Consider the following 14,071-nt stretch of genomic DNA (forward strand, 5'->3'; position numbering starts at 1 on the left):
GAGGGTTGGAGCGGACGGATACTAATCGATCGAGCACTTAACCAAGGAAGGTTGATGGTTTCTTTTTCTCCAGTTTTGAGGGAATGGACGCATCCATTTCCGTGTGTGTGGTGATGATAGCAAGAAGGAGACACCTGTTCCCATGCCGAACACAGTCGTTAAGCTTCTTAGCGCCAATTGTAGTGAGGGGGCTTCCCCTTGTGAGAGTCGGACATCGCCACGCCGAACATTCCGGCATAGCTCAGTTGGTAGTAGCGCATGACTGTTAATCATGATGTCGTAGGTTCGAGTCCTACTGCCGGAGTTCTCTATTGGAGAAAATTGAAGAGTATGGGTTTCTTTGTGCTTGGAGAGTTGTCCGAGAGGCCGAAGGAGCATGATTGGAAATCATGTAGATGGTATTCACTGTCTCAAGGGTTCGAATCCCTTACTCTCCGTAACCAAGTTTGGTCCGTTGGTCAAGAGGTTAAGACACCGCCCTTTCACGGCGGTAACACGGGTTCGAGTCCCGTACGGACCATTAGAGTAAAACTTGGAGGTTTAGCTCAGTTGGGAGAGCATCTGCCTTACAAGCAGAGGGTCATAGGTTCGAGCCCTATAACCTCCATACGGTCTGGTAGTTCAGTTGGTTAGAATGCCTGCCTGTCACGCAGGAGGTCGCGGGTTCGAGTCCCGTCCAGACCGTTAACTATAGTTTATAGACTTGGATCGATAGCTCAGTCGGTAGAGCAACGGATTGAAGCTCCGTGTGTCGGCAGTTCGATTCTGTCTCGATCCATTTGGAGGAGTAGCGAAGTGGCTAAACGCGGCGGACTGTAAATCCGTTCCTTCGGGTTCAAAGGTTCGAATCCTTTCTCCTCCATTTATAGGGACATAGTTCAATGGTAGAACAACGGTCTCCAAAACCGTCGATGCGGGTTCAACTCCTGCTGTCCCTGCCATGGCGAATATGGCGAAGTGGTTAACGCACCGGATTGTGGCTCCGGCACTCGTGGGTTCGATCCCCACTATTCGCCTTTATTATTATTGGGATATAGCCAAGCGGTAAGGCAATGGACTTTGACTCCATCATGCGCTGGTTCGAATCCAGCTATCCCAGTTAGTTGTTATCCTATTGAAAAGTAGGAACCCTAATAGTATAATGGCGGTATAGCCAAGTGGTAAGGCAGAGGTCTGCAAAACCTTTATCACCGGTTCAAATCCGGTTACCGCCTTAGTACTAAATAATATTTTGCCGGCGTGGCGGAATTGGCAGACGCGCTGGACTCAAAATCCAGTGCCCGTTAAGGGCGTGTCGGTTCGACCCCGACCGCCGGTATCTAAAGCAAGCGATAAACGTTGTTAAGTCAATGTTTATCGCTTTTTTTATACTGGCTCATTTATTAGTTGAAAATTTATGTTATTTATTGAAAAGTTGCACTTATAAAGAAGCTATGCTATGATCCATTTTGTTATAATAGTGTAAGTATGGCTAGGATGTGGATATTTTTCCATTCTAGCTTTTTATAAAAAAAGAGGTTTCTATGATTATTACAAAGATTTTAAATAATAATGTTGTTCTTTCTGTCAATAAAGCAAATGAAGAAGTTATTTACATGGGGCGGGGCTTGGCTTTCAAAAAGAAAGTCGGTGATGAGATTGATCCCGCGTTCGTTCAAAAAGAGTTTGTTTTAAAGGAGTCTTTTAATAGTTTACAAATGCAACAACTATTTTCAGACATCCCGGAGGAAGAAATTGAAGTAGTAAAAAAAGTAATCGATTTAGCTGAAAATGAATTACAAACGGAGTTATCAACGAGCGTCTATATTACTTTGACTGACCACCTTCATTATGCTATTTCACGTTTTAAAGAAGGGACTGAAATGCCCAATCCTTTATTGTTTGAAACACAAAAATTTTACCCAAAAGAATTTGCTATTGCTGAAAAAGCGCTTCACTTAGTATTAAATGATTTAGGTATAAATCTGCCCGAAACTGAAGCGGGTTTTATTGCTTTACATATTGTTAACGGAGAACAAGGAAATGAAAACATGCAGACTACTATGCAAATGACCGAAATGGTTCGTGATATTCTCTCGCTTATTAGTCGCTATTTCGGAAAGAGTTTTAACGTACAATCGTTAAATTATCAACGTATTGTTACGCATTTACAATATTTTATTCAACGGTATTTAAAAGATGAAATTGTGGAGGAAAAAGATGAGTTTCTTTTTACTTTAGTTCAATCAAAATATCCCAAATCTTTTCAAGCAGTACAAAGAATTGATAGTTATTTAACAAAAATATATGAAAAACCGATTGAACAGGCCGAAATGATTTATTTAACGATTCATATTCAAAGATTGGTAGCAGACAAAAATGGATAGGATAATGTATAAAATGGATAGAAACAAGACAGGGAGATAAAAAGAAGAGAATGGGAACGAATCGTGAAGTTGCTGAACGTATACTAAATGGTGTTGGTGGTTCAAAAAATATAGAAAGCGTTGTACATTGTGTTACTCGTTTACGTTTTATATTAAAGGATGAGAATAAAGCAGACACTCAACGTTTGCAAAGTGACCAAGAAATTATTCAGATTGTCCAAAGTGGAGGTCAGTATCAAGTAGTCCTAGGAAGCCATGTAGCAGACGTTTATCAGGAATTACTAGCTCTTGCTGACATTAATGAGGGCTCAGCTAAAAAAGGAAATATTATAAATCGATTTGTTGATATTATTTCTGCAATATTTACGCCTTTTCTCGGAGCTATGGCTGGTGCCGGTGTATTAAAAGGTTTCTTAACGTTAGCACTGACATTAGGGTGGATTTCAGAACATTCTGGTGTTTACCTGGTCTTATTTTCGGTAGCAGATGGAATATTTACTTATTTGCCGATTCCTTTAGCGTTTACTGCCGCCCAAAAGTTTAGAACAAATCCATATTTAGCTATTGCTTTAGCAATGGGACTCGTGCATCCATTAGTTACTCAATTTTCCGGTGACACACTTAGTTTCTTTGGTTTACCAGTAATTATTGGCCCTTCAGGTTATACATCTTCAATCATACCAGTGATTTTGGCAGTTTTTCTACAAAGTTATGTTGAACGTTTTGCTAAAAAAATTATTCCTGCTTTTTTAAGTACAATCTTAGTTCCCCTTTTTATTTTGTTAATTATGGCGCCTATAACTTTCATTATTATTGGCCCTATTGGAACGGTTTTAGGAGATTTACTTGGTCAATTGTACTACACAGTTTATAATTTTAGCCCTACAATTGCTGGTGCGGCCGTAGGTGGTCTTTGGCAAGTTCTAGTCATGTTTGGAATGCACTGGGGTTTTATTCCTATTATGTTTTTAAACATGGCACAAGGTTCGGATACTTTAATGCCTATTGTATTACCAGCCATTCTTGCCCAAGGGGGAGCTGCTTTAGCCGTATTCTTTTTAACAAAAAGTAGGAGATTAAAAGGGTTAGCTTTTTCCTCAGTAATTACCTCTATATTTGGAATTACAGAGCCTACAGTGTATGGTGTTAATTTGCCTTTAAAAAGGCCATTTGTTATTGCTTGTATTAGTGGAGCTATTGGTGGTGCTTTTATTTCTTTTAATCGAGTGCATAGTTTTTCCGTTGGGCTAGTTAGTTTGCTTAGCTTACCCAGTTTTATATCGCCAAATTCTGGTTCCATTTCTGGGATGGTTATGGCGATCATTGGAACAACCATTGCTTTTATACTAGCTTTTATTTTGACCCTGATTTTTCGCTTTAAAACTTCATTACAAAGCTCAACTGAAACGGAGGAACTATCTGCAGAAACATCATTTGATACAAAAACTAAAACCGAGTATTTTTCTCTAGCAAGCCCATTAGAAGGAGAAGTTATGGCTCTAACCGAAGTTTCTGACCAGGTATTTGCTTCTGAAGCTTTAGGTAAAGGAGTAGCTATTAAACCCACCCTAGGAAAATTGTATGCTCCTGTAGATGGAAAAGTTACTACACTATTTTCTACGGGTCACGCTCTTGGTATGACGTCTACAGAAGGTGTGGAAGTATTAATGCATATTGGTTTGAATACCATTAATTTGGAAGGTGATGGTTTTACAGTAGCTGTTCAAAAAGAAGATTTTGTACGAAAAGGAGATTTACTTATAACGTTTGATATGGAAAAAATTAAAGAAGCAGGACTTACAACTCTTACTCCAATTATAGTCACAAATACGCAGGATTATCTTGATGTACTGGATATGAATCAATCCGAAATTGTGGTTGGTGAAGATTTATTAACAATTGTTCCTGGAGGATAAGTTACATTACACTATAAAGCTAAAAAAGACTCTTCACCTTTTTGTAAAAAGATTTGGAGTCTTTTAATTTATTTTAGAACAATCTTGCCCACAGATTCATGAAGAGCCACTCCTTTTTCTTTATCTATTTCTATAGACTCAATTTGTTCTTGCGAAAGGGCGATAAAGATAATATCGGTAGTTTTATGTTTTTCTTGTATATAATCTAAATCTATTTCAGTAAGAACATCTCCAGCTTCTACCTTTTGATTTAACTCAACAAAGCTATGAAAACCATGTCCATTTAAAGCTACTGTATCAATTCCCATATGCAGTAAATACTCAATATTGTTTTCATCTTTGATACCGATTGCATGTTTTGTCGGAAATAAACTTACAATTCTTCCATTGATAGGAGAATGAACTTTTCCTTCAACAGGTGTAACTGCAAAACCGTCGCCTAAACTTTTTTCTGAATATAGCTTATTATCCACCTCTTCAATGTTTTTAATTTTTCCTTTGGCCAAAGGATAGAGAGGGATAGAAAAAGAGCTATTATTTTGTTGATTATTATTTGCTTTTTTATAAACAACATCTTTAAAAATAGTCTTTACAGATGGTTTACTAAGATGAGCTAAACTTGAAATAGACATTGTCCACGGATTTAAGACGTAATTAAGTAACATGAAAAAAACGAAAAATAAAGAAATTGTCCATAGAGCAGTTTCTTGTATACTTACTAGTTGTTTCCAGAAAAACAAAGAAACAGATAAACCAATATATAAAACTAAAATTATATTATTTTTTGACAAAGAGCTATGACCAATTACATCTACTTTAATTTGAGGAGGGCTTTCTTTTTTCATATTCAATCACCTTTCCTAATGTCTTATCGAAGTCATTTCATTCCTTTACTATATTTTAATATATTTTATTTCTAACGTAAATTTTAAAGTTTCAATTGAAAGAAAAATAGTTTTTCTTAAAACATATAAACTCCATTAAAAAAGAAAAGAGTTTTATTTAAGAAATAGAAATGGGAGCTATGTTATAATAAGTAACAAATCGTATTTAAAAAAGTAGATGAGGTGAGTCAAGGGTGCAGTCAATGATTTTTGATTTCAATGGGACTTTGTTTCGTGATTCGGATTTGCATGAACAAGCTTGGCAGCAATTTCTTCAAGAAAAAATTGGGCGCAAATTTACTAAAGAAGAATTTGACCAAATTCATGGACGTACAAATCATTTAAATATGGAAGCTATTTTTGGTAGAAAGCTTAGTAATAAAGAAGCGGATGAATTATCAGAAAACAAAGAAAAAATTTATCGTGATTTAGTTTTACAAGAACAGTCCGTACAGTTAGTTAAAGGCGCAACGGATTATTTTGATTTATTAAAAGACTTGCGTCTACCTATAAATATTGCGACTGTTTCTCCTAAGGTTAATCTAGATTTTTATTTTGACCTTTTTCAATTAGAGCGTTGGTTTAACTATCATCAAGTTGTTTATAATGATAGATCACTAGAAAGTAAACCGGCGCCTGATTTTTATGTACAAGCGGCCTTGAATTTAGGTGCTGATCCTAAGCAGATGACTATTTTTGAAGACTCACCAATTGGGTTACAAGGTGCTTATAATGCTCAAGCCAAACAAATTATTGCAGTAACGACAGGTAATAACCAGGAAAAGTTAAGACAAACAGGGATGGTAGATTTCATCATTGACGACTTCACTGATATACGGATTAAAGAAATGTTAAAAGAAGGATAAATGGATTTATTTGCTATAGTAAAGTCAAAGGAAAAGGAAATAAATAAACACAAGTAAGATTTTGCTTGTGTTTGTTTTTACTTCAGATTTTAATTTACATTTGAAAAACGTATGAAAATTTCATTAAAAATTTAAATACCTTCCGAATTTAGATGGGTGTAATTTGCAAAATAACCTTAGTTACGATTAAGATATAATAGTAGAGTATATAATTCATAGTAAAAGGAGATAATACGTAATGGTATCAAGTGAACAAGATATTTTAACAGAAATCAAAGATGAGAAAGAATTATTTTGGTTAAACGATGAATTATTACCGATACAAGAAGCGAATAAAAAAACGAGCTATTCTTTTGAAGATGTTCAAGATGCAGAAGCACGTTTACAACGTTTTTCCAGCTTTATAAGAAAAGCATATCCTGAAACAGAAGAGGATGGAGGGATTATTGAATCCAGTATAACTGAAATACCAAATATGAAATCTTTGTTAGATGAAAAGTACAATCAATCATTGGAAGGATCCTTTTATTTAAAACGCGATGATCAATTACCCATTTCTGGCACAGTAAAGGCTAGAGGTGCGATTTATGAAGTTTTGAAACATGCAGAAAGTTTAGCTCTAGAAAATGGCTTGTTATCTAGTACAAAAGAAGACTATTCTGTGTTTGCTACAAAGAAATTCCAAGACTTTTTCTCTGAATATAATATAACTGTAGGAACTACTGGAAACCTAGGGATTAGTGTAGGTAGAATGGGCCGCATGCTAGGTTTTGATGTTACTGTTCATATGTCAGTTGAAGCAAAAGAGTGGAAAAAGCAATACCTACGGGATTTGGGCGTAAATGTTATTGAACATGAAACAAATTTTTCGCTTGCGGTTAACAAAGGGCGAGCTCTTTCAGAAGCGGATCCTAAAAGTTACTTTGTCGATGATGAGAATTCTGAATCGCTATTTTTCGGATACACAGCTGGTGGATATCGTATGAAAGAACAGCTTAAGCGAGAGGGAATCAAAGTAGACGAAGAGCATCCACTATTTGTTTATCTTCCTTGTGGTATTGGCGGAGCTCCTACAGGTGTTACATTTGGACTTAAACAAGCGTTTGGCGATAATGTCCATTGTATCTTTGCTGAACCAACGAAAATGCCAAGTATGTTAATTGGTTTAGAATCTCAATTATTTAATGATGTGTCCGTAGAAGATGTTGGTTTAGGTGGTTCCACAGTAGCTGATGGGTTAGCTGTTCCAAGGACTTCAGCTCTTGTTTCTAAATTGGCTCGTTATTATTTTAGTGCTGGATATACTCTGCAAGATGGATCATTTCAACGTTTATTATGGAACTTATATCATACAGAGTCCATTTTTCTTGAACCGGCAGCTGTTGCTGGGGTTGTCGGACCTTATGCATTAATGTCTACTCAAGAAGGTCAAGCGTATATGAAGAATCACGAATTACAAGATAAATTAGCGAATGCTACCCATATTGCATGGGCGACAGGTGGTTCTATGGTACCAAACGACTATAGGGAAGAATTTATCGAGGAAGGGAAACAAGCAGAAAAGCATACAACGAGTTCAATAAAATAAATTCGTTAAAAGCGTCACTTTATTCATTATTTAAAGTGGCGTTTTTATTTATTACCTGATAAGACAAGAAATACCACGAGTCTCCATAATATTTTTAAAGTAATCTAGATCTTCACTATGAAGTTGCGGAACATTTTGCATTTGGTATTCACGGTTTAAATTTTCATACTTTTTTTGACCAAACTGATGGAAGGGTAATAATTCCATTTTTTCAACCCCCATCTGATTAAATAAATGAGCAAAATGGCGCGCGTCTGTTGAACTATCATTAAAATGAGGAATAATTGGGATGCGAATGGTTAAATCTTTTTGTTGTTGTAAAGCTAAAGCAAGGTTTTTCAAAATTAATTTATTGCTAACACCGATACCTTGTCGATGCTTTTCTGGGTCATAATGTTTTACATCAAAATATAAGCTATCTACTTGCGCAATAAATTTTTCAAAAATTTTAGGATTGGCCTGTCCAGTTGTTTCAGCGGCTGTATGGATGTTATTGGCCTTTAATTGTTTTAATAATTCCGTCGCAAATTTGGCTTGATATAGTACTTCTCCGCCAGAAAGTGTCACGCCACCGCCGGACTCTTCATAAAAAGGAAGATCTTTCATAACTTCTTTTATAATCTCCTCAATACTTTTGTATTCACCGATAGTCGTATAGGTATTTTGTTGAGTATCCCACATTTTTTCTGGTTGGCCACTTTGTGATTCAGGGTTAGCGCACCAATAGCAATGTAAAGGACAGCCTTTGAAAAAAACCACCGTACGAATGCCAGGGCCGTCATGAATACTAAACTTTTGAATATTAAAAATACAAGCTTGTAGTGAAGTTTTCGTTGGCATAAAATTTCCTCCTTCTTGTTCAAGTTTATTCTATCACATGGATTAACAAACGTAAACGAAATATGTTACGTACGTAAGTTTATTTTTGATAAATTGTTAGCAGCAACGAAATATGATATTCTTATTAAATAAAAGCGAGGGATACAAATGGCGCGAGAAGAAGAAATTATTTCGATAGTAAGCGAAAATAAAAAAATAGAAGTAAATGAATTAGCAAGCTTATTAAATGTATCAAAAGTTACTATCCGTAAAGATTTAGACAAGCTAGAAACAAGGGGAATCGTTCATCGTCAACATGGATATGCTGTTTTAAATAGTCAAGATGATATTAATTATCGTTTAGCTATCAATTATGATTTAAAAAGAAAGATTGCCAAAGAAGCGGCAAAATTGGTAAAAGATGGCGAAACGGTGATGATTGAATCAGGTTCAACCTGTACATTATTGGCTGAAGAATTAGCTAATTATAAAAATGATGTAACGATTATAACGAATTCTTGTTTCATTGCTTCGTATATCCGAAAAGCTGAAGCGATTAAGATTTTGCTGATTGGCGGAGAATATCAAAAAGATTCCCAAGTAAATGTAGGGCCTTTAGTGAAAAAAGTTATCAGTGAATTTCATGTAGACAAATTGTTTGTAGGAATTGATGGATTTGATGAACAAAGAGGATTTACTGGTAGTGATGTTACGCGTTGCGATACAGCTAATACGATGATGACTTCAGCAAACAACACGATTGTTTTAACAGATTCAAGTAAGTTCTTGCAAGGAGGCGTCGTATCAGAGTTTGATTTCGATACGATTTCTAAGGTGTATACAGATAACCGTATCGAAAAAGAGAAGAAGGATTTTTTGGAAAAACAAGCAATTCAGGTGGTAACAGTTTAATGGGATCTTTGGCTTTTTGTAAAGGAGACGGGTATCCGTCTCTTTTTTATTATGCTTTTGTCATTTGTGAATAAATATGCTATATTTATTACGAAAGAAAGATAACGACTTTCAAACAAAAAGGAGAATGGCTATGGAAACTAAAGAAGAAGAAAATAAGGTCAATGGTCTCTTGTATTTTGGTAAATTGTCTAATCGTATGGAAAATTATCGTGAATCAGTATTGGAAAAAGAACCTTATATTTGTGCAGAACGGGCATTACTGGCAACTGAAGCTTATCAAAAGTATCAAAATCAACCAACTGTTTTAAAACGAGCCTTAATGTTAAAAAGTATTTTAGAAAAAATGTCGATTTATATTGAAGAAGACACCTTAATTGTAGGTAACCAAGCTGCTTCAAATCGGGATGCGCCTATATTTCCTGAATATACTTTAGACTTTGTTATGGATGAATTAGATACATTTGAAAAACGAGATGGCGATGTATTTTATATTACGGAAGAAACAAAAGAGCAGATTCGATCCATTGCTCCTTTCTGGGAAAATAATAACTTACGAGCTAAAGCAGGGGCTTTATTACCAGAAGAAGTACAAGTGTTTATGGATACTGGATTCTTTGGCATGGAAGGTAAGATGAATTCCGGCGATGCTCATTTAGCGGTCGATTATAAACAGCTGCTTGAAGTTGGATTGAAAGGCTATGAAAAACGAACATTAAATGCTAAGGCAGCATTAGACTTAACAAAACCAGAAAGTATCGCTAAATATCATTTTTATGATGCGATTTTAATCGTAATTGCTGCTGTGAAAAATTTCGCAAAACGTTACGCCGATTTAGCCAAAGAAACGGCAAAGACAGTCAATTCCCAACGAAGTGCGGAACTTCTTGAAATTAGTCGTATTTGTAATAAAGTCCCTTATGAGCCAGCAGAAAGTTTTACAGAAGCCATCCAAGCTACTTGGTTCATCCAATTGATTTTACAAATTGAATCCAACGGTCACTCTTTATCTTATGGTCGTTTCGACCAGTATATGTACCCTTATTTGAAAGCGGATTTAAATAAAGAGCTTATTACAGAAAGTGAAGCGGTCGAATTATTGACTAACTTATGGATTAAGACATTAACAATTAATAAAGTTCGCAGCCAAGCTCACACTTATAGTAGCGCTGGAAGCCCTTTGTATCAAAATGTCACAGTAGGTGGACAAACGCGCGATAAAAAAGATGCTGTCAATCGATTGTCGTTTTTAGTTTTACAAAGTGTAGCTCAAACCAAATTACCCCAGCCTAATTTAACAGTACGTTACCATGCTGGAATAAATCAAGAATTCTTGAACGAAGCGATTGAAGTAATGAAATTAGGTTTTGGGATGCCGGCATTTAATAATGATGAAGTTATTATCTCTTCTTTTATCAACTATGGGGTAACTGAAGAAGATGCTTATGATTACAGTGCCATTGGTTGTGTTGAAACCGCGGTTCCGGGTAAATGGGGCTATCGTTGCACGGGGATGAGTTATATTAACTTTCCTAAAATTTTAATGATCGTTATGAATAATGGAGTTGACCCTGTAACAGAACGCCGCTTTACTAAAGGCTATGGTTATTTTAAAAACATGAAAACTTTTGCAGAATTAGAAGTTGCTTGGGATAAAACTGTACGCGAATTAACACGGATGAGTGTTATTGTCGAAAATGCGATCGATTTAGGTATTGAACAAGAAGTTCCTGATATTTTATGCTCCACTTTGACAGAAGATTGTATTGGGCGAGGCAAGTCCATTAAAGAAGGTGGAGCTATTTACGATTTTATTTCAGGGCTACAAGTAGGTGTTGCTAATTTAGCAGACGCATTAGCGGCCATTAAAAAATTAGTTTTTGAAGAAGAAAAAGTGACACAAGATGAACTTTGGCAAGCTTTGATGACAAACTGGGAAAGCAAACGAAGCCAAGAAATACAACAAATGATTATTCATGAAGTACCCAAATATGGCAACGATGAGGATTATACCGATCAATTAGCGGTTAAAGCTTATGATAGCTATATTGAGGAGATTAAGAAATATCCTAATACACGCTATGGACGCGGTCCTGTCGGTGGTATTCGTTATTCGGGGACTTCTTCGATTTCAGCTAATGTAGGACAAGGGCGCAGTACAATGGCAACACCAGATGGATGTAAAGCTTGGGCGCCTTTAGCAGAAGGATGTTCACCTTCGCATAACATGGATCAAAACGGACCAACGGCTGTGTTAAAAAGTGTATCTAAATTACCGACAGAAGATATTGTGGGGGGTGTTTTATTAAATCAAAAAGTAAACCCACAGACATTAGCTAAAGAAGAAGATAAACAAAAGTTAATTATGTTATTACGCACGTTTTTCAATAGATTAAAAGGGTATCACATTCAATATAATGTTGTTTCGAAGAAAACATTGATTGACGCTCAAAAAAATCCAGAAAAGCATCGTGACTTAATTGTTCGCGTGGCTGGATATTCCGCCTTCTTCAATGTACTATCAAAAGCAACTCAGGATGATATTATTGAACGAACAGAACATGCAGTATAATGAAGATTAAATAAGTAGGGGTAGCTAATATTAACTATCCCTACTATTTTTCTGAGAAATGAAGAAATGTGAACTGTTCTTTTTTTGAAAGCGTTTTTATATCAGGCTAAAAATGTTAGAATGAAGTTGAAAGGAAATAATGAGGTGACCAATATGCAACAAGAAATTTGGCAGCGATTTATTAACGGAGATGAAAAAATTTTAGACAGTTTACCAGAAAAAATTGCTGATTCTTGGCAAACATGTTATATGAACCAAGTAGATCCTTATCTTTATAAACCGCGTAAAGTAATGACAGCACAAGAGTTAAAAAAGCAACGAAGAAAACATCAGGAATTAATTCAAATCGTTAAAAAAGAAGTAGATGAATTGCAAAATTGCTTAGAATTGAAGTTACCTTTGTTCGTTCTAACTGATGAAGTTGGAAATATATTATGGCGTGAAGGTAGCTATCGTTCAAAAGATTATGCCAATGATATCTTTTTCCAAGAAGGTAGCGGTTGGTCAGAGTTAGGGGTAGGGACAAATGCGATTGGTTTAGTACTAAAAACTAAATCACAAGAATGGATTACCCTTGATGAGCATTACTCTGTCGCTTCTAGAAGCTGGAGTTGTGCTGCTTCACCGATTTTTGATGAAGAAAATCAACTAATTGCTGTACTTGATATTTCTACATATCAAAATAGCTCATCAAAAGATGCTCAATTACCATTAAGAGTTGTCACACAAAAAATAACCAATACAATTGTTTATCATTATTTAGAGCGCAAGAATAGTTTACTTCGTTACGTGGCTAAGTATTCAGAAGATGACCTTTTGTGCGATGAACATTTCCGTATTGTTTATATTTCTGATAAATACTCAGATAAGTTCCCGATCGGTGATGATATCCGAAGTTATTTAAATGGTCAGTCGACTTATAAGCAAGAAGAAATTTATGTAGATAAAGAATTAGTGGGTTACCGGTTTTTACTCCAAGATTTCTCATCAGAACAGAATAGTTTTTACTATCCTGGAATTCCGAGCCAAAATGAGAAGTATCAGAAGTTTTTGAAGAAAGTAGTTATGTTTGCTACCAGTGACCTACCGATTCATATTTATGGAGAAACGGGTAGCGGAAAAGAAATTATTGCCGAAACGATTCATCATAATAGTTCGAAAAAAAGTGGACCACTTGTAGCTCTTAACTGTGGGGCATTGAATGAAAACTTACTAGAAAGCCAGCTTTTTGGCTATGTTCCAGGCGCTTTTACCGGCGCAGATAGTAAAGGCCATACAGGAAAAATTGAACAAGCTGACGGAGGTTCACTGTTTTTAGATGAGATTGATAACATGTCGCAAAAAATGCAGACCGCTTTGTTGCGTGTGTTGGAAGACCAACAGGTAACGCCGATCAATGGTTTACCAAAAAAGGTTGATTTTCGTTTAATTACTGCAAGCAATCAGGATTTAAAACAAGCTGTTGTTGAACAACGTTTCAGAGAAGATTTATTTTATCGTATCTTTGTCGGACAATTAGCAATTCCACCGTTACGTGAGCGTTTGATAGATCTTCGTCCGTTAATCCAAGAGTTTTGTGCGCAGAAAAATTGGAGGATTAACTGGCAAGAAGAGATCTTTCAAGCAGCAAAAAATTATTCTTGGTATAGAAACGTACGTGAGTTTAATAATTTTTTAGAACGACTTTACGTTTTCTATTCATCAGAACGACCTTCCAAACAAGAGATCTGTGAATTGATTGAAAGTGGAAGCTTACAGGAAACTGATACCAAGGCAAATAACGAGAAACAAGAAATCGAAAATGCTTTAGAAAAAGAAAAGTTTCATATATCAAATACAGCTAAACGACTAGGCTTTTCTCGGGCGACACTCTATCGAAAAATGAAAGCACATAATATGAAGTGATTTTGACCGCAAACGACTGAAGATTATTCGTTGTTTGTGGTTATTTCATGTGAGACAAGCTGAAACAATATGTTTCAGCTCTAATACAATTAAATCCTCGTTTATTTTTATCGAAAAAATTGTGAAATAATCACTTGAATAAACCCTCTATATAATGCCTCCTGATTATAGCTAATTTGTTAATTTACCAACATTTATTCGATCTATTTGTTAAAATAGATGCAAGGCTTTTTACAGTAAGGC

General features: G+C 35.7%; 9 protein-coding genes, 12 tRNA genes and 1 rRNA gene. 20 read left to right on the plus strand and 2 right to left on the minus strand.

What is annotated here, in order from left to right:
* Window positions 1-106 precede the first annotated feature (106 nt).
* From rrf to G577_RS0108115, 15 genes are all read left to right on the plus strand, one after another.
* Window positions 107-223: ribosomal RNA gene (gene rrf / locus G577_RS0108045) — 5S ribosomal RNA — on the plus strand.
* Between the two features lie 7 nt (window positions 224-230).
* Window positions 231-304: transfer RNA gene (locus G577_RS0108050), tRNA-Asn, on the plus strand.
* A gap of 44 nt (window positions 305-348) precedes the next feature.
* Window positions 349-437 (plus strand) — tRNA-Ser (locus G577_RS0108055).
* Between the two features lie 11 nt (window positions 438-448).
* Window positions 449-520: transfer RNA gene (locus tag G577_RS0108060), tRNA-Glu, on the plus strand.
* A gap of 14 nt (window positions 521-534) precedes the next feature.
* Window positions 535-607, plus strand: a tRNA-Val gene (locus G577_RS0108065).
* Window positions 608-610: 3 nt separating this feature from the next.
* Window positions 611-684: transfer RNA gene (locus tag G577_RS0108070), tRNA-Asp, on the plus strand.
* A gap of 21 nt (window positions 685-705) precedes the next feature.
* Window positions 706-778 (plus strand) — tRNA-Phe (locus G577_RS0108075).
* 3 nt (window positions 779-781) lie between these two features.
* A tRNA-Tyr gene (locus tag G577_RS0108080) sits at window positions 782-862 on the plus strand.
* 5 nt (window positions 863-867) lie between these two features.
* Window positions 868-941, plus strand: a tRNA-Trp gene (locus tag G577_RS0108085).
* Window positions 942-943: 2 nt separating this feature from the next.
* Window positions 944-1,016 (plus strand) — tRNA-His (locus G577_RS0108090).
* An 11-nt stretch (window positions 1,017-1,027) separates the two neighbouring features.
* Window positions 1,028-1,099 (plus strand) — tRNA-Gln (locus G577_RS0108095).
* Window positions 1,100-1,143: 44 nt separating this feature from the next.
* Window positions 1,144-1,214, plus strand: a tRNA-Cys gene (locus G577_RS0108100).
* A 19-nt stretch (window positions 1,215-1,233) separates the two neighbouring features.
* Window positions 1,234-1,318: transfer RNA gene (locus G577_RS0108105), tRNA-Leu, on the plus strand.
* Window positions 1,319-1,523: 205 nt separating this feature from the next.
* Window positions 1,524-2,366 (plus strand): BglG family transcription antiterminator LicT, encoded by an 843-nt coding sequence (licT, locus tag G577_RS0108110; protein WP_028790775.1) that lies wholly within the window; start codon window positions 1,524-1,526, stop codon window positions 2,364-2,366.
* A gap of 50 nt (window positions 2,367-2,416) precedes the next feature.
* Window positions 2,417-4,282: a beta-glucoside-specific PTS transporter subunit IIABC gene (locus G577_RS0108115; RefSeq protein WP_038027687.1), complete on the plus strand. Its 1,866-nt coding sequence runs from the start codon at window positions 2,417-2,419 to the stop codon at window positions 4,280-4,282.
* A gap of 68 nt (window positions 4,283-4,350) precedes the next feature.
* Here the strand turns inward: G577_RS0108115 and G577_RS11645 are convergent, their stop codons facing one another.
* Entirely contained in the window at window positions 4,351-5,127 is a 777-nt protein-coding gene (locus G577_RS11645) for a PTS sugar transporter subunit IIA (RefSeq protein ID WP_051176740.1), read from the minus strand.
* 242 nt (window positions 5,128-5,369) lie between these two features.
* Between G577_RS11645 and G577_RS0108125 the strand changes: the two genes are divergently transcribed.
* Both G577_RS0108125 and G577_RS11305 read left to right on the plus strand, forming a co-directional pair.
* Window positions 5,370-6,032: an HAD family hydrolase gene (locus G577_RS0108125; protein ID WP_231556714.1), complete on the plus strand. Its 663-nt coding sequence runs from the start codon at window positions 5,370-5,372 to the stop codon at window positions 6,030-6,032.
* Between the two features lie 238 nt (window positions 6,033-6,270).
* A complete protein-coding gene (locus tag G577_RS11305) occupies window positions 6,271-7,620 on the plus strand; it encodes a D-serine ammonia-lyase (RefSeq protein ID WP_038021730.1) in 1,350 nt (449 codons plus the stop codon).
* 51 nt (window positions 7,621-7,671) lie between these two features.
* Here the strand turns inward: G577_RS11305 and G577_RS0108135 are convergent, their stop codons facing one another.
* Window positions 7,672-8,460, minus strand: a complete 789-nt coding sequence (locus tag G577_RS0108135) for a glycyl-radical enzyme activating protein (RefSeq protein ID WP_028790779.1) — start codon at window positions 8,458-8,460, stop codon at window positions 7,672-7,674.
* A 147-nt stretch (window positions 8,461-8,607) separates the two neighbouring features.
* On the opposite strand from G577_RS0108135, the gene G577_RS0108140 reads away from it, so the two are divergent.
* The 3 genes from G577_RS0108140 (at window position 8,608) to G577_RS0108150 (ending at window position 13,828) form a co-directional block, all read left to right on the plus strand.
* Entirely contained in the window at window positions 8,608-9,351 is a 744-nt protein-coding gene (locus tag G577_RS0108140) for a DeoR/GlpR family DNA-binding transcription regulator (protein WP_028790780.1), read from the plus strand.
* Between the two features lie 127 nt (window positions 9,352-9,478).
* Window positions 9,479-11,923, plus strand: a complete 2,445-nt coding sequence (locus G577_RS0108145; RefSeq protein ID WP_038027688.1) for a glycyl radical protein — start codon at window positions 9,479-9,481, stop codon at window positions 11,921-11,923.
* An 84-nt stretch (window positions 11,924-12,007) separates the two neighbouring features.
* Window positions 12,008-13,828, plus strand: a complete 1,821-nt coding sequence (locus G577_RS0108150; RefSeq protein ID WP_342341851.1) for a sigma-54-dependent Fis family transcriptional regulator — start codon at window positions 12,008-12,010, stop codon at window positions 13,826-13,828.
* The last annotated feature ends 243 nt before the right edge of the window (window positions 13,829-14,071 follow it).

The organism is Tetragenococcus muriaticus DSM 15685 (assembly GCF_000423785.1).
Taxonomy (GTDB): Bacteria; Bacillota; Bacilli; order Lactobacillales; family Enterococcaceae; genus Tetragenococcus; species Tetragenococcus muriaticus.